The organism is Methylosarcina fibrata AML-C10 (genome assembly GCF_000372865.1).
Lineage (GTDB): Bacteria > Pseudomonadota > Gammaproteobacteria > Methylococcales > Methylomonadaceae > Methylosarcina > Methylosarcina fibrata.
The window spans coordinates 2,747,232-2,768,117 of record NZ_KB889965.1; the positions used below are offsets into that span (position 1 = coordinate 2,747,232).

General features: G+C 54.4%; 16 protein-coding genes and 1 tRNA gene. 9 read left to right on the plus strand and 8 right to left on the minus strand.

The genetic code is table 11. The features are described 5' to 3' along the window. Nucleotides 1-60: 60 nt before the first annotated feature. From A3OW_RS0112975 to zwf, 7 genes are all read right to left on the minus strand, one after another. On the minus strand, nt 61-1,293 hold the full coding sequence (locus tag A3OW_RS0112975; protein ID WP_020563871.1) for a coiled-coil domain-containing protein: 1,233 nt from the start codon (nt 1,291-1,293) through the stop codon (nt 61-63). After that, nucleotides 1,283-2,569: a hypothetical protein gene (locus A3OW_RS0112980; protein ID WP_020563872.1), complete on the minus strand. Its 1,287-nt coding sequence runs from the start codon at nt 2,567-2,569 to the stop codon at nt 1,283-1,285. Before A3OW_RS0112980 ends, A3OW_RS0112975 begins: the two co-directional genes overlap by 11 nt. A gap of 333 nt (nt 2,570-2,902) precedes the next feature. Then, entirely contained in the window at nt 2,903-3,208 is a 306-nt protein-coding gene (locus A3OW_RS0112985) for a SemiSWEET family sugar transporter (RefSeq protein WP_332309807.1), read from the minus strand. Between the two features lie 403 nt (nt 3,209-3,611). Beyond that, entirely contained in the window at nt 3,612-4,916 is a 1,305-nt protein-coding gene (gene gltA / locus A3OW_RS0112990; protein WP_033411737.1) for a citrate synthase, read from the minus strand. Nucleotides 4,917-5,334: 418 nt separating this feature from the next. Further along, nucleotides 5,335-5,985 carry a bifunctional 4-hydroxy-2-oxoglutarate aldolase/2-dehydro-3-deoxy-phosphogluconate aldolase gene (locus tag A3OW_RS0112995; protein ID WP_020563875.1) on the minus strand — a complete coding sequence of 217 codons (651 nt, stop codon included), beginning with the start codon at nt 5,983-5,985 and terminating at the stop codon, nt 5,335-5,337. Nucleotides 5,986-6,086: 101 nt separating this feature from the next. Further along, nucleotides 6,087-7,907 (minus strand): phosphogluconate dehydratase, encoded by a 1,821-nt coding sequence (gene edd / locus A3OW_RS0113000; RefSeq protein ID WP_020563876.1) that lies wholly within the window; start codon nt 7,905-7,907, stop codon nt 6,087-6,089. Between the two features lie 104 nt (nt 7,908-8,011). Then, on the minus strand, nt 8,012-9,481 hold the full coding sequence (gene zwf, locus A3OW_RS0113005) for a glucose-6-phosphate dehydrogenase (RefSeq protein WP_020563877.1): 1,470 nt from the start codon (nt 9,479-9,481) through the stop codon (nt 8,012-8,014). A gap of 552 nt (nt 9,482-10,033) precedes the next feature. On the opposite strand from zwf, the gene A3OW_RS0113010 reads away from it, so the two are divergent. From A3OW_RS0113010 to A3OW_RS24945, 9 genes are all read left to right on the plus strand, one after another. Next, nucleotides 10,034-10,393: a hypothetical protein gene (locus A3OW_RS0113010; RefSeq protein WP_020563878.1), complete on the plus strand. Its 360-nt coding sequence runs from the start codon at nt 10,034-10,036 to the stop codon at nt 10,391-10,393. Between the two features lie 172 nt (nt 10,394-10,565). Next, entirely contained in the window at nt 10,566-10,913 is a 348-nt protein-coding gene (locus tag A3OW_RS0113015; RefSeq protein WP_020563879.1) for an FUN14 domain-containing protein, read from the plus strand. Between the two features lie 190 nt (nt 10,914-11,103). Then, nucleotides 11,104-11,304, plus strand: coding sequence for a cold-shock protein (locus tag A3OW_RS0113020; RefSeq protein WP_020563880.1), 201 nt, complete (start codon nt 11,104-11,106; stop codon nt 11,302-11,304). Nucleotides 11,305-11,547: 243 nt separating this feature from the next. Next, entirely contained in the window at nt 11,548-12,468 is a 921-nt protein-coding gene (locus tag A3OW_RS0113025; RefSeq protein WP_026223573.1) for an AEC family transporter, read from the plus strand. Nucleotides 12,469-12,475: 7 nt separating this feature from the next. Further along, nucleotides 12,476-13,699: a competence/damage-inducible protein A gene (locus A3OW_RS0113030; protein WP_020563882.1), complete on the plus strand. Its 1,224-nt coding sequence runs from the start codon at nt 12,476-12,478 to the stop codon at nt 13,697-13,699. Nucleotides 13,700-13,703: 4 nt separating this feature from the next. Beyond that, nucleotides 13,704-15,605 carry an ATP-binding cassette domain-containing protein gene (locus A3OW_RS0113035; protein ID WP_020563883.1) on the plus strand — a complete coding sequence of 634 codons (1,902 nt, stop codon included), beginning with the start codon at nt 13,704-13,706 and terminating at the stop codon, nt 15,603-15,605. A gap of 70 nt (nt 15,606-15,675) precedes the next feature. Next, nucleotides 15,676-15,763: transfer RNA gene (locus tag A3OW_RS0113040), tRNA-Ser, on the plus strand. Nucleotides 15,764-15,927: 164 nt separating this feature from the next. Continuing rightward, nucleotides 15,928-17,139, plus strand: a complete 1,212-nt coding sequence (locus A3OW_RS0113045) for a tyrosine-type recombinase/integrase (RefSeq protein ID WP_026223574.1) — start codon at nt 15,928-15,930, stop codon at nt 17,137-17,139. A gap of 27 nt (nt 17,140-17,166) precedes the next feature. After that, a complete protein-coding gene (locus tag A3OW_RS24945) occupies nt 17,167-19,695 on the plus strand; it encodes a restriction endonuclease (RefSeq protein WP_033412542.1) in 2,529 nt (842 codons plus the stop codon). Nucleotides 19,696-19,699: 4 nt separating this feature from the next. Here the strand turns inward: A3OW_RS24945 and A3OW_RS27165 are convergent. Then, nucleotides 19,700-20,813, minus strand: a protein-coding gene (locus tag A3OW_RS27165; RefSeq protein ID WP_085984322.1) for an IS630 family transposase whose coding sequence is annotated in 2 segments (ribosomal slippage) — nt 19,700-20,387 and nt 20,386-20,813 — 1,116 coding nt in all. Because the reading frame shifts where the segments join, the coding sequence is not laid out codon by codon here. Nucleotides 20,814-20,886: the final 73 nt, after the last annotated feature.

The following is a 20,886-nucleotide window of genomic DNA, read 5'->3' on the forward strand; positions in this document are numbered from 1 at the left end:
CGGAATAAGGAGGCCTGTGAGTCTAAGCGAAAATCGGATCGGATTCAGGCAGCCGAACGCCTAGCCGAACGTATCGTCGACGTCCTGCTCCGCTTCCTTGATGGCGCGAGTCAATTCGGCCCGCTGCTTGTCGAGAACCAGCCATTCGATCTGCCGGTGCAGATACTGGTCCTTGTTTTTGGTGACTTCCACGCGCAGTTCCAGTTCCTTGATTTCAGCCAGAAGCTGCATTTCCCGTAACCGGGTTTGATGGGCGATGCGGGCGGCCTCCAGTTGTTCTTCAATTTTCTGTTTCTCCAGCAGTTCCGCTTCCTGGGACTCATAATCCACTTTGAGCTCTCTTTCCTTCATCCTCGCTTCGTGTTCGAGCCTTTTCTCCTGCATCTGCCGCTCCAGTTCCAGCTCGCGCAGTTGCTGCTCTTTCTGAAACTTAAGCTCTGCGGCTTTTTCGATTTCCTGCAGGCGCAGTTGGTGCCTGACTTTCTCGGCATGCAGTTCCACCTCGATCGCGTACTGCTCGATGTTCTGCTTTCCCTGTTCCTTTAGCAAACGCTTGATGTTTTCGCTTTCCAGCACCAGTTTCCGCTTTTTGATCTCATTGACCTGATCGAGCTGCTGCAGGCGTTCTTTTTCCAGTTGTTCTTCCTGCCGGAAGAGTTCGCGGCTCTGTTTTTCGCGGAACTCGAAATTCTTTTTGACGATGTTAAGATAGACCGATTCCTGCATGAAACGGCCGTCGAGTTTCGATTCGTCCGGCAGTTCTTCGAAGGAAGGCTTCAGCGTACAGAGCGTGCGGCACTTGATTTGCTTCAATACCAGCGTTTCGTTGATGATGTTTTCGATCTGCCGTTCGACGTCGGTCAGCCCGGTCTGGATCCAGTAGCCTTCCCGCAGATTCCGGAGTTCCGCGTCGGCCGAAGTCCGGATCAGGCCTTCGTAGCCGGCTTTGATATGGGCGTTGACGTCGGGCAAGGCGTCCGGGTTTCTTTCCACGTACCGGAAAGTCGCCTGAAAATGGACGGTCAACGTGGCGTCGATCGTGCACAATCCGCCGTACAGCTCGGTCCGGACGGAAAGATGCCAGTCTTCGATCGGCAATGGGTAAATGCGATGGTAAAAGCGGGGGATGAATTTGGCCGGGCATAAAAAAAGCTTGCGATAGGGTCCAAGCTTCGAATAAACGACCCGGCTTTCCCCGTCGAATCCGGGGTCCCAGAAATCCTGGTTGGATTCGTTGAAAGCCAGATTCGCTTCATTTAACCAGGCATCGAAAGGCGATAAATCACTGCTCATTGGGCGCCTCATTGAATTCGGACTTGGACGATACGGACGGCTGGGCTTTGATCGAGCTGAGCCGGTAACCCATGCGTTCCGCAATCAACGGATACAGGTTGGGGGCAAATTCCACGGATCGGCTGTCGATTTTCCTGAGAAATCCCCGGCTCAACAAAAAACCGACGGCAAATACCCTGGACCAGTCGGAATATCGTCGGGCTTTTTCGATTTCGGATTTTTCGATCACCATTTCCAGTTCGTCGTTTTCGTTGATTCTAAATTCGGTGAACTGCCGAAGGCACTCGAACACCAGATCCTTCTCGCGCTCGCTCAACGGGCCGGGTGCGGTAAATTCCAGCCGGTACGACAAAAACACCGTAAAGAAATCCGCCATCGAAGCACAAACAAAAGCGAACAGCGAGAAATTTCTCCACATCGCGAAGGAAGGGGTGACGCCCTGGGTGATTTCGGCATAAGTCATCAAAATCGGCGCTTCCGGCGCGATGACGCCGCCGTTGGCGGACAACTGATTGAATTTGATTTGCACTTCCTGCAAACCGGCGACGATCCTTTGATATTGTTTTTCCGCGTCGGCGTTCTTCAGATTCCACTGATTGAGACTGGTCTGCAGGAACCGGATGTCATCGTTCAACAGTTCGAGTTTTCGCTCGAGCTGAGCGGCCTGTTCCTTTTTTTCCTGAAACAGCCGGTTCTGATAGCGAAAAAACGGCCCCTGCCCCACCATGTTTTTGCCGGCCGACTGCACGCCGGGATGCGTTCCGTAATAGGCCTCGGTCACTTCGGCCGACGCCTTTTCCAGTTCTTGTTGCTGAAGTTTCAGGATCCGGCTTCTGGCTCCGGCCAGGGCCGTCAGATAACCGCTGACCTCCTTCCGCACCTGATTCATACGCTCTATCCGGATGGGGCCGCTTTGAGAAATTTCGTAAAACTTGAAATAAGAAAAGGTGATGGAGGCAGAAACCGCGATCAGCAGCGAAACCAGCACGCTGAAAAATCGCAGTTTGTTGGCTTTCCAGTGCATGCCGGCGATTTCGAGAGAGCTGATCACGATGATCGACTGGATCGCAATGGTAATGATCAAGGCAATCCACGGCAGAATGAAATGAGACAGGCCGTAGTACGTGGTAAATCCCGTCGCCATGCTCAACATCAAGACAATGGGAATCGTCCAAATCCTTAGCGTAGCGACAAAAAGCGTCTGCACGCTGTTGATGAAACCGCCGATGCCGCCGATTGGGTGTTTTTTGATAACGCTTTTTACTTCCATCGCCATGAATGATGTGAGTCGAACATGAATTTTCTTGTAATTCTTGATCAGCCGGAAAATGTGTATGTCAAGCAGGAACAAAATCCATTGTATAGAAAAAGGGCATGGAAAGGGCACAATTATTCCTTGCCGTGCCTTTTCTCCACCGTTGCCGACGATGCGGGTATTGTACCTTAATTATCCTAAACCGTTATATAAAAAGGCATTTTAGTGTCTCGATCGGGCCTTGGGGGATTCCCGGAAAGTCCGAAACCGCGGTATCGGCGGCAATTGAGGGACCTTACGGCTTAACCGGAACGCCGGTATTTTAAAATTATCCCGCCGGCAGGGACCGCCGGATTAACGGGAATAGCGGCCGGCGCCTGGCCGGCTGAGCGGCTTTTTCTTGCGTAACGTATTGCGGACTTTCACGTACAGAATGGCCGAAGCCAATACAAAGGTAATGGCGTTGGCGGCGATGATGGCCTTATCCCGCAGGTACCATCCGTAAACCAGCCATAAAAAGACGCCCAGGGTAAACGAGCCGTACATCGACAAGGAAAGAGAGTCCGTATTTTTTGTTTTTATCGTTAAAACAGCCTGCGGCAAAAAGGAAGCGGTCGTCAGCACGGCGGCGAGGTATCCGATAGTTTCAGGTGTTGTCATCAGGATCATTTGGATTGTATCAAAAACGGGCCAAACAGCCCGGTTGGCAGCCCGATCAATTCAACTGCTCAATTCAGGGTAGCCGTGAACAAGGTCTTACCGTACGATTCGCTCGACTTGACCGTCATGAAGAGGCTTCCCCGTCATTCCGAATCATGAAAATCGTCGGGAGCGGCTTTAGCCGCGACCAAGGTTTAATCGCGGCTAATATCCCATGGGGCACAAGAGCCGCTCCCACAGACATCTTTCGATCTTCATGGTCACAGTCAGACCTTGATCTTCCTGGACAATCAAAACTCTTTACGGGAGCGGCATCTTCGCCGCAGCTTGAGTCTATAACTGCGACACGGGCGCTGCCGTTCTCACGCTACACACCGCGGGTAAACCGGCGCCTGTCCGGCCGTTACACCGCATTGCCATGGATTGCAGGAACATCGCGTCGCGCGGCGCCGGTATACAACTGCCGGGGACGCCCGATTTTCTGTTCGGGATCGGCGATCATTTCATCCCAATGGGAAATCCAGCCCACCGTCCGGCCCATCGCAAAGATCGCGGTGAACATCTTGCTGGGAATGCCGAGCGCGTGCAGGACGATGCCGGAATAGAAATCGACGTTGGGATACAGTTTTTTCTCGATGAAATATTCGTCTTCCAGCGCGATCCGCTCCAGTTCCAGCGCCAGCTTGAACATCTTGTCGTCGCACAGGCCCAGCTCGGTCAGCACCTGATGGCAGGTTTCGCGCATCAGTTTGGCGCGCGGGTCGTGATTCTTATAGACCCGGTGACCGAACCCCATCAGTCGGAACGGATCGCTTTTGTCCTTGGCTTTGTCGATATAGATGCCGATCCGGGACACGTCTTGAATTTCTTCGAGCATGTTGAGCACGGCTTCGTTCGCACCGCCGTGCGCCGCGCCCCACAGGCAGGCAATGCCGGCGGTAATGCAGGCGAACGGATTGGCGCCGCTGGAGCCCGCCAGCCGGACGGTCGAGGTCGAGGCGTTCTGCTCGTGATCGGCGTGCAGAATCAGAATGCGGTCGAGGGCTTTGACCAGAACCGGATTGGGTTCGAATTCCTCGCAGGGCGTGGCCAGCATCATGCGCATGAAATTTTCGACATAGCTCAGTTTGTTCTTGGGATACATGAACGGCGTGCCGGTGCTGTATTTATGGCACATCGCCACGATCGTCGGCACTTTCGCCAGCAAGCGAATGGCGGTCATCTGGCGGTCGCATTTCGAACGGATGTCCAGGGCGTCGTGATAAAAAGCCGACAGCGCGCCGACGACGCCCACCATGATGGCCATGGGATGCGCGTCTCGGCGGAAGCCTTTGAAGAAATTGTTCAACTGGTCATGGACCATGGTATGAAGCGTGATATTGCGCTCGAACGCCTGCAATTGCTGGTGATCCGGCAATTCGCCCTCGAGCAGCAGATAGCAGACTTCCAGAAAAGTGCATTTTTCTGCCAGTTGTTCGATCGGATAGCCTCGATACAGCAACACGCCGGCTTCCCCATCGATATAAGTGATGGCGGAACGACAACTGGCTGTCGAAGTAAAACCCGGATCATAAGTAAACATGCCCGTTTGCTTATAAAGGGATTGAACATCCAGTACATCAGGCCCCGTCGTTCCGGACAAAACGGGGAGTTCGCATAATGTCTTGGAATCTTTGCTAGTTAAGGTAACACTGGTTGATTGGGTCATGGATCGATTCTCAGTTGTTGTCACGTAGCCGTATGACATTACCATAAAGTTCGGGAAATATTAAGAAACCATGGCGATTAACTACCACTTTCGCTTGATAATCAAGCAAATCGCGGCGTCTCCTGCCGGATTTCTCAATGCCTTTACCGTAAAAATACATTTTCATCAGAAGGAGTGAAAGCCGATTTTCATGAGGGTTAAATTAAGGAATTCCGTAGGCCGAATAAGCAAAGCGCATCCGGCGGACGTGCGGTGGATGCGCTTTGCTTATCCACCCTACCGTGTTTTTCTCTTAACTTAACCGACATAAAGAAGCTTTCGCCCCCCCGAATCATGAACATCATCTGCGGGAGCGGTTTTCGGTTTTCACGATAACGGCATTGCCCTATCTCCCGGGTATCTGTTGTTTACACGTTCGCTAAACCGTCTTGGCGCGGGCGATCGCCTGTTGCGCCAATTCGGTCACTTTTTCCCAGTTTTTCGATTTTACCGCATCCTGCGGCGCCAGCCAGGAGCCGCCCACGCAGGCGACGTTGCCCAGTTGCAGATAAGCCTGATAATTGTCCGGAGAGATGCCGCCGGTCGGGCAAAACGTCATCTGGGGAAAGGGCCCCGCGATGGCTTTCAACATCGGTATGCCGCCCGCCGCTTCCGCCGGAAAAAACTTGAAATGATCCAGTCCGTACTCCATGCCCAGCATCAGCTCCGAAAGCGTGGCGATCCCCGGAATGAGCGCGATGCCGCCCGAGGCGGCCGCCGCCAGCAAGGATGAAGTAATGCCGGGGCTGATCGCAAACACGGCGCCGGCCTCTTCCACGGCTTTCAACTGAGCGGCATTGGCCACGGTGCCCGCGCCGACGACGGCTTCCCCGACTTCCCTGCGGATCAGGCGAATGGCATCAAGCGCTACCGGAGTGCGCAGGGTGATTTCCAGTACTTTGATGCCGCCCGCCACCAGAGCCTGAGCCAGCGGCACCGCGTCGTCGAGATTTTGAATCACCATCACGGGCATCACCGGGCCCGCATTTAAAATGTCTTTGGGTTGGATTTTCCACTGGTTTTTTTGCATAGGTCTCACGGTTCAAGTTTAACAATCCGGCGCTTACGCCGTTATTCCAATCGGCAACGAGGATTCGCCGTACCATTTCAAAAGCCTGCCGAAACCGTCCGTCAATCGTTGACGAACACGTTGGTCGCTCCGGTCTCGGCCGACGAGGCGTTCAAGCGGAAACCGGCGAACAGTTCCCGGCCCATGCCGTGATGATGATCTCTGGCGCTATTGACCGCCGGCGTGCGCGCATTGAATTCGGCATTGTCGACGAGCACGTTCACCTCCCCGGTTTCGGTGTTCAGATGAATGAGGTCGCCGTTGCGCACTTTCGCCAGGGGACCGCCGTCGGCGCATTCCGGACACATATGGATGGCCGAAGGCACTTTGCCGGAAGCACCCGACATGCGGCCGTCGGTCACCAGCGCGACCTTGAAGCCTTTGTCCTGCAACAGGCCCAGCGGCGGGGTCAGCTTGTGCAGTTCCGGCATGCCGTTCGATTTCGGTCCCTGGAAACGGATGACCGCGACAAAATCCTTTTCCAGCTCGCCGCGCTTGAATGCCGCCATCATGTCGTCCTGATCGTCGAACACCACCGCCGGCGCTTCGACCACTCGGTGCGACTTGGCCACGGCGGACACTTTGGAAATGCCGCGTCCCAGATTGCCGTGCATGACGTGGAGGCCGCCCGTGATATCGAACGGTTGGGCCACGCTGCCGAGCACTTCGGCATCCAGCGACGCCTCGGGACAGGGCTTCCAGATCAGCTTGCCGTTGTCCAGATGGGGCTCCCGGGTATAGTTCCTGAGACCGCGTCCGTCGGCAATCGTTGGAATGTCTTCATGCAATAAACCGTTGCTCAACAGTTCGGCAATCAATACGCCCATGCCGCCGGCCGCCTGGAAATGATTGACGTCGGCCGGACCGTTCGGATAAATCCGGGTCAACAAGGGGATGACCCGGGACAATTGATCGAAATCGTCCCAATTGACAAGAATGCCGGCCGCCCGGGCCACAGCGACCAGATGCAGCGTCAGATTGGTGGAGCCCCCGGTGGCCAAAAGGCCGATGATCGCATTGACGATCGCCTTTTCGTTGACGACGTGGCCGATCGGACGGAAATCGTCGCCCAGCGCGGTGAATTTCAACACCTGCCGGGCGGCCGCCTTGGTCAGCTCGTCGCGCAGCGGCGTGTAGGGATTGATGAAGGAGCTTCCGGGCAAATGCAGGCCCATGATTTCCACCATCATCTGGTTGCTGTTGGCGGTGCCGTAAAAAGTGCAGGTGCCGGGGCTGTGGTAGGATTTGGACTCGGACTCCAGCAGTTCCTGACGCCCGACCTTGCCCTCGGCGTATTTTTGCCGGACCCGCGCCTTTTCCTTGTTGGTAATGCCGCTGGTCATCGGGCCGGAAGGCACGAAAACGGCCGGCAGATGCCCGAAGGTCAGAGCGCCGATCAACAATCCCGGCACGATTTTGTCGCAGATGCCCAAATACAAGGCTCCGTCGAACATGTTATGGCTGAGGCCGACGGCGGTCGCCATCGCAATCACGTCCCGGCTGAACAGCCCCAGTTCCATGCCCGGCTGGCCCTGGGTCACGCCGTCGCACATCGCCGGCACGCCGCCGGCAAACTGAGCGACGCCGCCCGCTTCGCGGATGGCCTGTTTGATCAGGGCGGGCGCATCCTTGTAAGGCTCGTGCGCGGAAAGCATGTCGTTGTAAGCGGAAATGATGGCGATATTGGCTTTGCGGTCGCCGGTCAAATCGGTTTTTTCGATTGCGGAACAAGCGGCAAAGCCATGCGCCAAATTGCCGCAAGCCAGCGATAGACGGCGGGGTCCCTGTTCGACGGCCGAATCCACACGCGCCAGATAAATCGCACGCGATTCGCGGCTGCGCTTAATGATTTGATGAGTGACTTTTTCTATAACTGGATGCATCAGGGTTTCCTTCTAGACTAAGGGCAATCATTCATGAGTAACCGCGAACCGCGTCAATACTCGATGATAATCCGAAAAATTCAACAATGGGCGGACTCCGGAATTCAACCTTCCCAGGCTCGACCGTCCCGGTCCAGCAACAAGTCCGAAGCGATCGGCCCCCACGAGCCGGCCTGGTAGGATTTCGGCTTTTCGCTGCTCTTCGCCCAGGCATTCTGGATCGAATCGATCCAGATCCAGGCCTGCTCAATCTCTTCGCGGCTCAAAAACAGGGTGGGATTGCCGCGCATCGCTTCGAGCACGAGCTTCTCGTAACCGCCGAAGATACGGCTCTTCTTGAACGTTTCAAAAAAGCTCAAATCCAGCCGGGTTTTCTGGATGCGCAGATTTTCATCAATGCCGGGCACCTTGTTGAGTATCTCGATTTCGACGCCTTCGTTGGGCTGCAGATGAATGATCAATTTATTGGGCGGCAGCCGCAGGTAGCTGTCCTTGAAGATATTATGCGGCAGTTGTTTGAAATAAACGACGATTTCCGTTCGCTTGTGATGCATGCGTTTGCCGGTACGCAGATAAAACGGCACGCCTGCCCAGCGCCAGTTGTCGATATCGACCCGGATCGCGACAAAAGTTTCGGTAACGCTTTTCTTGTTGGCCCCTTCTTCTTCCAGATAACCCGGCACTTCGTTGCGGTTCACATAGCCGGCGGTATATTGGCCCCGTACCGTTTTTTCGTCGACATTGTAGACCGTAATCGGACGCAACGCCTTCAAAACCTTGATTTTTTCGTTATGAATGCTTTCGGCTTCGAGGTTGACCGGGGGTTCCATCGCGATGAAGGTCAAAATCTGCAGCAAGTGATTCTGCAACATGTCGCGCAACTGACCGGTTTTATCGAAATATTCCCAGCGGCCTTCGATGCCGATTTCTTCGGCAACAGTGACCTGGATGTGGTCGATGGTGTTGTGGTTCCAGTTGGTGGTGAATATGGAATTGGCGAACCGCAACGCCAGCAGATTCAGCACCGTTTCCTTGCCGAGGTAGTGATCGATGCGGTAAACCTGGTCTTCAGCGAACACTTTGGCTACTTCGTCGTTGATTTCTTTGGAAGATTTCAGGTCATGCCCGATCGGCTTTTCCATCACCATGCGCGCTTCGGGAGTCAAAACGCCGGATTGGGCCAGCCCCTGGCAAATGCTCTTGAACAAAAAGGGCGCCACGGCAAAATAATTGACCATGATCCGGGAAGACTGGTCAATGATCCCATTCAATTTCAAATACTGTTCGGGTTGAGTCAAGTCGATCGGCAGATAGGACAGCCGGGCTGAAAATCTCTCCCAGACCGATTCATCCACTTTATCGTTGAGAAATTCATCCAGGCTTTTACGCGCAATCTCGATAAATTCCGGGCTTCCTCCCTCACGCCGATCAATGCCGACGATGCGGGTGGCGGACTCGATTAATCCGGCGTTTTCAAGGCGATATAAAGAAATCAGCAACTTGCGCCGGGACAAGTCGCCCAGCGCGCCATAAATAACCAAATCACAGGGTTTATACGTTTTTTTGTCTTTCATTCGGATTAATTATCGAAAAGATTGAGATTGCCGGGACTGCGGGGAGATTGACTCTCTTAACCCACTTATTATCTCAGAAATCGCTACAAGACGCTGAACTCATTGTCATAAAGGGCGCTGCTCGCCCGGCTTCGGCAAGTTTTGAATCCGTATCCGTCGTCTTGACTCGGCAAGCCTGAGAAAAGCTCTCCCAGAAAAACCGGCCCTGATTGACCAAGGCTAGCACAGACTCGATTAATATCGATTCGAAATATTGTTGACAGAATTCCGGAATTGCTTTTATAGTATCGACTCGCTGCTATATTAAAGAGGACACCATCCGCCCCGCTCTCCGCTTTACACCCGCCCCCAGGAGAAGTCCGGAGAGAAGGCGGTTGGTGAAGGGAGTCCGGTCTGGAATGGGCATGAAAGCGACAGTCATGGCTTAAATGCGCTATGTGCGAATTCCCGTCCGCTCTCTTCCCTCTTGAGCATAGCAGTCCGGGTGAGGGCTCTTCGCCATTTAACCCGACGATTTTATTGATTATAACTAGATAACCGAGGAAAACAGCTATGAAACTCAAAGTCTTGACAGCCGCCTTGCTCTTGTTTTTCGCCCTGGCAGGCTCTGTTTTTGCCGCCGGCAGCGCCATTAATGAAGACCTCTCCCTCCTGACTTCGATTACCGACGATTTGATCGAATTCGGCAAGAAAAAAGACGCGGAAAACTTCACCCGGCTGGCCAAGGCCGCCATCAACCTGACTTCCGAAAACCGGAACAACTCCATGATTCTGTCCCGCGTCGGCACCAAACTTACCGCCGCCAAAAGAGCGGTCAAAAACGGTGATTTCGATCAGGGCGTACTCGTCGTCGAAGAAGCCAAGGCTTTGCTGACGAATAAGAAAGGCTTGACCTGGGATGGCGGTTCCTGAAATCCGGATTTTCCAGTCTTATCGAGCCATTGCCATAACGTCGGCGCCGAAGCAGAAACGGACGCCGCAAGCGAGACGAGGCGGATGATGCCGGCTCTGGTTTGTGCTAATATGGGAACGAAATCAAAGTTCCGGCACAAGCCAATCCGTCATATCCACCCAATCTCTGACCATGTCCAAAAGTGCAATTGAAACAGCGCCTGCCGACGACGTTTTTTCGTCAACCTTTTTATTAGGCAATGTAGGCGCTCCCTTCGTGATCGGCCTTGCCGTCGGCTATTTTGCCAAAAAAATGCTGCGCACCGCTTTATTCCTGGCCGGCGCCGCCATTGTTCTGCTTTTTGCCGGGGAATACTACGGCATCGTCAAGGTAACCGATGCCGAATTGATGAATGCGGCGACTGCCGCATCCCAGGCGGCGAAAGATTCGGGTCATTTCCTGCTGAGCCGGCTGTCCACGATCACCACGCGCGGCGTTAGCGGAGCCGCGGGATTTTTTGCAGGATTCAAGCTCGGCTAAAATTTGATTGACTTATCCAGCCGTCCTATTACAATGGTCTTAGCTTGAAATTGATTTACCGTTATGCTTACCGACACGTAGTTCCTTTGTTTGTACTCGTCCTGTTTATCATTAAGTAATTCTTTAATTTCCCAGCTCCATCAGCCTGAACCAGGCTATAAACTTTATCTTTATTTTATTAGGACTTCTCATGACCACTGGAACCGTAAAATGGTTTAACTCAGAAAAAGGCTTCGGCTTCATCCAACAAGAATCAGGCCCGGACGTATTCGTGCACTTCCGCAACATCGTAGGCAGCGGCTACAAATCCCTGGATGAAGGGCAAAAAGTTCGCTTCAACATCACGCAAGGCCAAAAAGGCCCGCAAGCGGAAGAAGTGACCCCTATCTAACCCAACGCCGCCATACCGTGCTGCCGCCGTTAACCGCCGGCAGCCGGAATTGGGCAGAATCACTCTTTCTTCGGACAGAGTTCTTATCGGTTTCTCTTCTATTTTCACAAAGACGAACTCCGAACGTCCGCTCGCAAAAGCAACTCATCCTTACCGGTAGCCTCCCGTTTCAGAACGGCAAATAGCCAACCCGAAACCCGCGGCCAATGTTAAAATGGCTGTCTTTTAATCCTTTAGACGGCCATGACCTCTACATTACTGCAAATGTTCGCACTAATAGCCTGCGGCGCAGTATGGCGATTATTTTCGTTCGGCGGACTGACGGCGGAACAAACCCGGCCGGTGCTGACGACGGTCGTCTATTATCTGCTGTTGCCGGCGCTCATCATCGAAGTGCTTTGGCGGGCGGACATCGGTCTTCATTCCTTTCAGTACAGCGCGCTCGGCATCTCTAGCAGCTTCTTTGCGATGACCGTGATCTGGGTTTGCGGCCGCCTGTTCAGATTCAAGGACAGACAGATGGGCGCAGTCATTCTGGCGACCGCCTTCCCCAACGTCACTTACATGGGCTTGCCGGTGCTGGAGCAGACCTTCGGCAGTTGGGCCCGGTCGGTGGCCATTCAGTTGGACCTGTTTGCCGCCACGCCCTTCTTGCTGACTGCCGGCGTCGTCGCCGCTCGCCGTTTCGGCACCGACGATACATCTTCCTCCGCTTCGCCCCTGGCGTTCTTGAATACGCCTCCTTTCTGGGCCGCCATCACGGCCGTCTTGCTGAATTTATACGGCGCGCCCATGCCGGTCTGGATCGAAGGCATCCTGCAAAAGCTGGGGGCCGGCGTGGTGCCGCTGATGCTGCTGTCTCTCGGCCTGGCCCTCAGTTGGCAATCCGTCAGTTGGCGGCATCTGCCCTACGCGCTACCGATCGTTCTTATCAAGATGGGACTGATGCCCTGGTTCGCGATGGCATTCAGCCAATGGCTGACCCTGGACCATCCGCACAAGACCGCCGCCGTGCTCGAAATGGGAATGCCCTGCATGGTGCTGGGCATCGTCTTTTGCGATCGCTACCGGCTGGACAGCTCGCTGTATGCGATGGCCGTTACCGTCACTACGCTGTTGAGCCTGGTGACCCTTCCTTTCTGGCACCGCATCCTGACCGGTTGAACGCCTCATGAACCCGACTCTGGAAATTTTTTCCCAAGGCGAAGAAATCGTCACTGGACAAACGGTGGATACCAATGCCGCCTGGCTGTCCGAGCAGGCGGTTCAGCTCGGCTTTACCGTCACCCGGCACACCGCCGTGGGCGACAAGCTCGACGATCTGATCGCCCTGCTGAAAGAAATTTCGCAGCGCGCGGACGCCTGCCTTTGCACCGGCGGACTCGGGCCGACCAGCGACGATCTGACCGCCGATGCGGTAGCGGCCGCATTCGGTTTGCCCTTGCAATTCGATGAAACAGCCTACCGGCAAATCCGGCAGTTTTTCAGCGCCCGCAACCGTCCGATGCCGGCCACCAACCGCAAGCAGGCGATGCTGCCCGAAGGCTCACTCCGCCTCGACAACGATTGGGGCACCGCGCCCGGATTCGCGCTTCAAGCCGGCCGCTGCTGGTTTGCTTTTCTGCCCGGCGTGCCGTCGGAAATGCGTGCCATGTTTGACGAACGAGTCGCCCCTCTGCTGACCCGGCGGTTTACGTTAAATCCGCCCAGACTGATCACGCTGAAGACGTTCGGCCTCGGCGAGTCGGACATCCAGCAACGCCTCGCCCCGATCCAAATCCCCGATACGGTGCAGTTGGGTTTTCGCGCGGGCGTGGACGAAGTGCAAACCAAACTGCTGTTTCCTGCCGGTTACCCCGAGCAGTCTCTCGAGGCGCTCATCCATGACATGGCCCACCGTCTGGGCGATTTCGTCTTCGCCGTTGACGGGCTGGAAGATAATCCCGGCAATCTCGCCTCGGTCGTCGACAAGCTCATGACCGATGCCGGCAAAACGCTGGCCGTGATCGAAACCACCAGCCAGGGTCTACTCGCCGCCAAATGTCTAGGCAGCTCCTGGCTGATCAGCGCCCTATACGCAGACCAGCCGGCGCTGGGGCACCGGCTGGGCGTCGCAATCGATCCGGAAAATCTGCCCCAAACCGCAGCAAGGCTGGCCCAGGCCCTGAAAAATCAAACTTCGGCCGATTTCATCCTGGTTCAGCTTTACGAAGGCGCACGGGAACAATTCCATGACCGGAACCGGACGATCATTCTCTATAATACGCTGCTGCTCGAAGACGACACCCCGCTGCAAAAAAGACACTGCGTAGCCGGAGCCGGTGAACGCAAACAGAATCAGGCGGCCTTACTCGGACTGGACCTGTTGCGCCGCCATTTACAACATCTGACTTGATACAATGCCCTTATTACGCTTAACCAACATTTCCATCGCCTTCGGCGCTCATGAATTGCTCGACCGTGCCGACTTCCAGCTCGACGCCGGCGAACGGGTCGGCCTTTTAGGACGCAACGGCGAAGGCAAATCCACCTTGATGAAAATCATCGCCGGCCAGATCCAGGCCGACCACGGCGAGATCTGGCGCCAGCCCGGATTGCGGCTGGCCTGGCTGGAGCAGGCGCCGGACCTGCCTGCCGACGCCACCATTTACGACGCCGTCGCCGGCGGCCTCGGCGAGCTGGGAGAATGGCTGACCCGCTACCATACCCTGTCGCAGGCGATGGCTCACGACGATTGGACGCTGCGCGAACTGGGCGATCTGCAGCACAAACTGGAGGCTCATAACGGCTGGCATTTCGGCAACCGCGTCGAAACCACGCTGAGCCGGCTCGGGTTGCCGGGCGACCTGAACATCAGCGGCCTCTCCGGCGGCTGGAAGCGGCGCGTCGCCCTGGCCAGGGCGCTGGTGATCGAGCCGGAAGTGCTGCTGCTGGACGAGCCGACCAACCATCTCGATTTCGAAAGCATCGCCTGGCTGGAAGAACAGCTTCTGAATTTTCAGGGCGCCGTGCTGTTCGTCACCCACGACCGCGCCTTTCTGCAAAAGCTGGCGACGCGCATTATCGACCTGGACCGCGGCCACCTGGTGTCGTGGCAAGGCGACTACAACGACTATCTGCGCCGCAAGGCCGCGGCGCTCGAAGACGAAGCCAATCAGAACGCCGAATTCGACAAAAAGCTGGCCGAAGAAGAAGCCTGGATCCGGCAAGGCATCAAGGCCCGCCGCACCCGCAATGAAGGCCGGGTGCGCGCCCTGGAGCAGCTTCGAAGGGAACGCGCCCAGCGCCGGAACCGCCAGGGCACGGCCAGTATCACGCTGGAGCGTGGCGACGCCTCCGGGCGCAAGGTCATCGAAGCCGACGACATCGGCTTTGCCTATGGCGACCGCACTATCGTCAGCCACTTTTCCACGCTGATCCAGCGCGGCGACAAAATCGGCCTCATCGGAGCGAACGGCGCGGGCAAATCGACCTTGTTGAAGCTCTTGCTGAAACAACTGGAGCCCGACAGCGGCACGGTGGAACACGGTACCCGGCTCGAGATCGCCTATTTCGACCAGCTCCGCGAGCAGCTCGACCCCGAAATGACCGTTGCCGACACGATCGCGCACGGCAATGATTTCGTCGATCTGCCCGGCGGTCGGAAGCATGTGATGTCCTATCTGGCCGATTTCCTGTTCGCCCCGGCGAGGGCGCGCTCGCCGGTCAAAAGCCTCTCGGGCGGCGAAAAAAACCGGCTGCTGCTGGCCCGGTTGTTTACCAGGCCCGCCAACCTGATCGTCATGGACGAGCCGACCAACGACCTCGACCTGGAAACGCTCGAACTGCTCGAAGAAAAACTGGTCAACTACGACGGCACGCTGCTCCTGGTCAGCCACGACCGGGCCTTTCTGGACAACGTCGTCACCAGCGTTTTCGTACTCGACGGCAGCGGCAAAATCGAAGAATTCGTCGGCGGCTACAGCGACTGGCAGCAGCAACGCCGGGAACCCGAGCCGAAATTGCAAACGGTCAAAAAAGCGCCGGAAAAAGCGAAAGCCGAGTCAGTAAGCCAACCGCCCAAAAAGAAAAAGCTGAGCTACAAAGAACAACAGGAGCTGAACCAGTTGCCCGAACTCATCGAACAACTGGAAACCCGGCAAACCGAGCTGAACGAGTTGATCAATTCGTCCGAATTCTATAAAAACGACCAGCCCGCCATTACCCGCACTCTGGAAGAATTGAACCAGACCGTGACGAAACTGGAACAGGCCTATCAGCGCTGGGACGAACTGGAAGAACTGGCCGGCGAAAGCAACTGATCCGGATCATTGCAAGGCAGGGCAATTTATATTATCATTAGCGGTTCCCATGCTCATGGGTTCAAACTGTGGAGAGATGGCCGAGCGGTCGAAGGCGCACGCCTGGAAAGTGTGTATACGGAAACGTATCGAGGGTTCGAATCCCTCTCTCTCCGCCAATTGGGCATCCGATAAGGTTCAAACAGATCCAAAAACCCGCAAGATTACTGGCTTAGCGGGTTTTTTTATGTCCGGTAGTGTCCGATGACATACATTGACATACCCCCTCTCACGGGGGTATAAATGGGGGTATATCGTATACTACCATATGGAGATACCCCCAATGCCTCTGTCAGATACCGCTTGTAAGAACGCAAAGCCCAAGGAAAAGCCTTATAAGTTAGCGGATGAAAAGGGAATGTTTCTCTTAATCAACCCCAACGGATCCAAATATTTCCGGCTGAAATACCGTTATAGCGGAAAGGAAAAACTTTTAGCTCTGGGGGTATATCCTGATACCAGTCTTAAATCAGCACGAGAAAAAAGGGATACGGCCCGTGAGCAAATCGCAAAAGGAATTGACCCCGGCATCACCCGAAAAATCGAAAAAGCCGGCAGCGCGGAAAACACGTTCTCAGCAGTAGCCCAGGAATTTATCGAAGCCAGCAAAAATCGCTGGAGCCAAAGCCACCGAGAACACATCGAACAATGTTTCGAACGAGACGTTTACCCGTGGCTAGGCAATCGGCTGTTAAAAGACTTATCGGCGGTCGAAGTTCTGACGGCTTTACGCCGAATCGTTGACCGTGGCGCACTCGAGACGGCTGCAAGAACCAAACAGTTTATCGGGCAAGCTATCCGCTACGGGATTGCCACCGGCAGAGCTGAACGTGATGTAACAGCCGATTTACGAGGCGCCCTGCCCTCGCCAGTACGAGGTCATTTCGCCGCAATCACCGAGCCTAAACCGCTTTCACAGCTATTACGAGATATTGACGCCTATAAAGGGAGCTTTGTCGTAAGAACGGCGCTACAACTTCAGCCGCTGATATTTGCCCGGCCTGCTAACCTTGTAGCAGCAGAGTGGTCAGAGTTTGACCTTGATGCTGCCGAATGGCGTATTGCCGCCGACAAAATGAAAATGAAAGATGCACACATTGTTCCATTGAGCCGACAGGCAATTGCTTTATTGCGCGATATTTATCCATTAACCGGAAGCACAAAATACGTTTTTTCCAGCTATCAGGGAAAAACCGATTGCGAACCGCATATCAACCGTGAGGCGATTGGCGCGGCCTTGCGGCGCATGGATTATAAAGGCGAGCATACCGCACACGGATTCCGGACCACCGCCAGCACCCTGCTCCATGAACAAGGTTTTCATTCCGATATGATCGAACGGCAGCTATCCCATGCCGAGCGTAATCGGGTCAAGGCCGCGTATAACCGAGCACAACATTTACCGGAACGCAGAATAATGATGCAGGCTTGGGCTGATTATTTAGACAACCTGAAAAAAGGCGCAGACATACTTCCATTAAAACAAACGGCATAGAAGAAACAACAGGAACCAATAATTAATATGACACCACTCAGGGAATTGCTGGACAGCTACCGCAAAGCTGCTATTACTGAACGCGAAAAAGGCACTTATTTTGAAGAACTGATTGTCTGTTATCTACGCAATGAAGCAGCCTATCGCGATCTTTACAGCGATGTTTGGACATATTCTCAGTGGGCCGATTTGCAAAATCTTGACAAGCGAGACACTGGCATCGATCTCGTTGCAAAAACCTCCGGTACCGGTGAGTATCACGCCATCCAATGTAAACTTTATGCAGAAAATTATCGGCTGCAAAAAAGTGATATCGACAGTTTTTTCACAGCCTCCGGTAAAAAACCTTTCACCCATCGCATCATTGTCAGCAGCACCATTCATTGGAGTGAGCATGCCGAAGACGCACTCAGGGATCAACAGCCTCCGGTTAGTAAAATCGACCTATACGATCTCGAAAGTAGCCGAATTGATTGGACTAAATATCAACCCAAGGCCGAGCCGGTATTTAAACCTAAAAAACAATTACGCGAACATCAGATTCAAGCCTTGAATGGTGCGAAGTACGGACTTCAACAAGCCGATCGCGGCAAGTTGATCATGGCCTGCGGAACCGGTAAAACCTTCACCAGCTTGAAAATTGCTGAAACCGTCGCCGGCGCGGGCAAAAGGGTATTATTTTTGGTTCCAAGCTTATCTTTGCTTTCCCAAACCCTGACCGAATGGACGCAGGAAAGCGAAACTCCATTGCACAGTTTCGCCGTCTGTTCCGACAGCGATGTTGGCAAGAAGCGCAAAAAATCCGACGACATGGTGCAAACTTTTACCCACGAACTGCGCTACCCAGCCACCACCGAACCGGCGCGCCTGGCTACGGAAATAGCCAAGCGTCACGATGCAACACACATGAGTGTGGTGTTCAGTACTTACCATTCAATTGAAGTCATCAGCCGCGCCCAGCACGACCATGCTTTGGCCGATTTCGACCTGATCATTTGCGACGAAGCGCACCGAACTACCGGCGCGACCTTCGGCGACGAGGATGAAAGCGCCTTCGTGAAGGTCCACGACGCCGGCTTCATCCGCACCGCCAAGCGCCTGTATATGACCGCAACTCCGCGTATCTATGGCGATGTCGCCAAAGCAAATGCCGAAAAAGATAACGTCGCGCTGTGTTCGATGGATGATGAAACCCTGTATGGCAATGAGCTCTTCATTATCACCTTTTCTGAAGCGGTCAAACGCCGCTTACTAGTCGATTACAAAGTGATTGTATTGGCCGTGGAAGAACAACACGTCAGCCGCCGCATCCAGAATCTGCTCAAAGACCCGGACAATCAGCTCAAGGTTGATGACGCAGCCAAGATCATCGGCTGCTGGAAAGCTCTGTCCAAGCAAGGATTAAGCGACGATTTAGCCGACGATGGGGCTGCCATGCAGCGCGCAGTCGCGTTCTGCCAGGTTATCGAAGTCTCGAAGGGTTCAAAAACCCACAAAGTCAGCTCCAAACAGATCGCCGGCATGTTTCAGGCGGTCGTATCCGCCTATCAGGAAAGTGAAACCGAGGAAGCCGTTTCTCAACTGATATGCGAAGCCGATCATGTCGACGGCAGCATGAACGCCAGCGAGAAAGAAGCCAAGCTGGAATGGCTCAAGGCCGAGCCGCCCGCCGATACCTGCCGCATCCTCAGCAACGTACGCTGTCTCTCTGAAGGTGTAGACGTCCCCGCGCTGGACGCGGTGTTGTTTCTGACTCCGCGCAATTCGCAGGTGGACGTGGTGCAATCGGTTGGCCGCGTGATGCGCAACTCGCCGAATAAAACGCGCGGTTATGTGATTTTACCGGTAGTGATTCCGGCAGGCGTTGAGCCGCACGAGGCGCTGAACGACAACAAAACCTATGCCGTGGTCTGGCAGGTGCTGCAAGCCTTGCGTTCGCATGACGACCGTTTCGACGCGATGGTCAATAAACTGGACCTGATCGGCAAGGATATTAGTAAGATGGAAGTCATCGCCATCACTGACAAAATTCAGAAAAAACAGCAAAAAACTAAGGGGACCAAGAACAAGGATGCAGGCAAAGGCGGCTACACAATCGGCAAACACGCGCAATCCTATAAACTCAATCAGCCGATTCAGGACGAACTTCAGTTCGAAATCGGCGAAATTGAACGCGCGATCTATGCCAAGATGGTGCAAAAGGTCGGCAACCGCCATCACTGGGAAGACTGGGCCAACGACATCGCCAAAATCGCCCGCACCCATATCGACCGGATCAACGGTATTCTAGAAAACAACGCCAATATTAAGGAACGCGAAGCCTTCCATGCCTTTGCTCAAGAACTGCGCGACGACCTGAACGATAGCATCAGCGATGCCGAAATCATCGAAATGCTGGCCCAGCACTTGATTACCAAACCGGTTTTTGATGCCCTGTTCCAAGGTTACAGCTTTGCCCAGCACAACCCCATGTCGCAAGCCATGCAAGGCGTGTTGGACGTGCTACAGGAACACCACTTAAGCAAAGAAGCCGACACCCTGCAAGCCTTCTACTAGTCAGTCACGAAGAAACACAAGGATACAGGCGAGCCAGTTTACGTCGTGCCTGTTGCGTCGTAAATCGCCAATTGACGGGCGTCGCCTTGGTGTTGCGCGGTAGGATATTGGCTTCGACCTCACGCCGGAGGCTCTCTGTGTCCGGTATCCGCTGTGATAAACACATGTTCGACAAGACGGCCAGTTCGATCTCAGCGATGTTTAGCCAACTGCCATGCTTGGGCGTGTAGTGGAACTCCAGCCGTCGCGCCAATTCACGGGCTTGCTCTGCTGGAAAGGCTTCATACAAAGACGCCATTTTATGGGTATTCAGATTGTCCAGCACCACCCGGATCACCGCCGCGTCCGGATAAAGTTCAGCGATATGCTTCATGCTGTGCGCGAATTCGATTTTGGTCCGCCGCGCGGTGATGTCCACCTGCCGAAAACCGCGTTTAGGTTCGCAGATCATCATCAAATCGCAGACGCCTTTCCGTTCATAGCCGGTGTCATAGCGGGCCGGTTGACCGGGCTCAGGCGGGAGAGGTTGGCGGACTTCCGCAATGAGTTGCTTCGGACTTTCGTCGAAACACACAACCGGGCGCAACGGATCGTAGGGTTCTTCATAAAGGTCCAGCACGTCTTCCATCGCCGCGACAAATTCAGCACTCACCTCGGGAATGCACCACTCTTGCTTCTGCCAGGGTTTGAGAGTGTTTTTTTAAAAGCTGACGGATGGTTTCATAGCTGCAACGGTCGGCATACGCTAATTCCACCACTTTGTCCGCCAACAACCGCAAGGTCCAGTGATCATGCCCTGTCGGCGCCTCACTACAAGCCAAGGCGATAATATGGGCGGCCTGCTTCTCCGTCAGTTTTGGGGCACGTCCTGGACGGGGGCGTTCTTTCAGGGCGGCTTCCGGGCCTTCTTCCACACACCGTTGGCGCGTCGTCAACACCATTGATTCCGAGACACCCAAAGCTTGGATAATGTCTTTATCCTGAATACCCGCTGCCGCTTTTAATAAAATTCGCGCGCGTGTCAGATGGCGTGCCGCGGCTTTTCCTTTGTTGATCATGGCTTCCAAGCCACGCTTTTCGTCTTCAGTCAGATTGACTTTGTATTTAAGAGCTGGCATTGCTTGACCTCAATCAGTAACCATCAATGCCACTATAGAGTGACTTACAAGCCCAATATATCCTTTTGATTTA

Excerpts from the sequence above, each read along its gene's own strand:
- A3OW_RS0112985 (WP_332309807.1), bottom strand. The coding sequence starts at position 3,208 with ATGACAACACCTGAAACTATCGGATACCTCGCCGCCGTGCTGACGACC.
- A3OW_RS0113025 (WP_026223573.1), top strand. The coding sequence starts at position 11,548 with ATGACCTCTACATTACTGCAAATGTTCGCACTAATAGCCTGCGGCGCA.
- A3OW_RS0113010 (WP_020563878.1), top strand. The coding sequence starts at position 10,034 with ATGAAACTCAAAGTCTTGACAGCCGCCTTGCTCTTGTTTTTCGCCCTG.
- A3OW_RS0113020 (WP_020563880.1), top strand. The coding sequence starts at position 11,104 with ATGACCACTGGAACCGTAAAATGGTTTAACTCAGAAAAAGGCTTCGGC.
- A3OW_RS0113035 (WP_020563883.1), top strand. The coding sequence starts at position 13,704 with ATGCCCTTATTACGCTTAACCAACATTTCCATCGCCTTCGGCGCTCAT.
- zwf (WP_020563877.1), bottom strand. The coding sequence starts at position 9,481 with ATGAAAGACAAAAAAACGTATAAACCCTGTGATTTGGTTATTTATGGC.
- A3OW_RS0112995 (WP_020563875.1), bottom strand. The coding sequence starts at position 5,985 with ATGCAAAAAAACCAGTGGAAAATCCAACCCAAAGACATTTTAAATGCG.
- A3OW_RS0112980 (WP_020563872.1), bottom strand. The coding sequence starts at position 2,569 with ATGGCGATGGAAGTAAAAAGCGTTATCAAAAAACACCCAATCGGCGGC.
- A3OW_RS0113045 (WP_026223574.1), top strand. The coding sequence starts at position 15,928 with ATGCCTCTGTCAGATACCGCTTGTAAGAACGCAAAGCCCAAGGAAAAG.
- edd (WP_020563876.1), bottom strand. The coding sequence starts at position 7,907 with ATGCATCCAGTTATAGAAAAAGTCACTCATCAAATCATTAAGCGCAGC.
- gltA (WP_033411737.1), bottom strand. The coding sequence starts at position 4,916 with ATGACCCAATCAACCAGTGTTACCTTAACTAGCAAAGATTCCAAGACA.
- A3OW_RS0113015 (WP_020563879.1), top strand. The coding sequence starts at position 10,566 with ATGTCCAAAAGTGCAATTGAAACAGCGCCTGCCGACGACGTTTTTTCG.
- A3OW_RS0113030 (WP_020563882.1), top strand. The coding sequence starts at position 12,476 with ATGAACCCGACTCTGGAAATTTTTTCCCAAGGCGAAGAAATCGTCACT.
- A3OW_RS24945 (WP_033412542.1), top strand. The coding sequence starts at position 17,167 with ATGACACCACTCAGGGAATTGCTGGACAGCTACCGCAAAGCTGCTATT.
- A3OW_RS0112975 (WP_020563871.1), bottom strand. The coding sequence starts at position 1,293 with ATGAGCAGTGATTTATCGCCTTTCGATGCCTGGTTAAATGAAGCGAAT.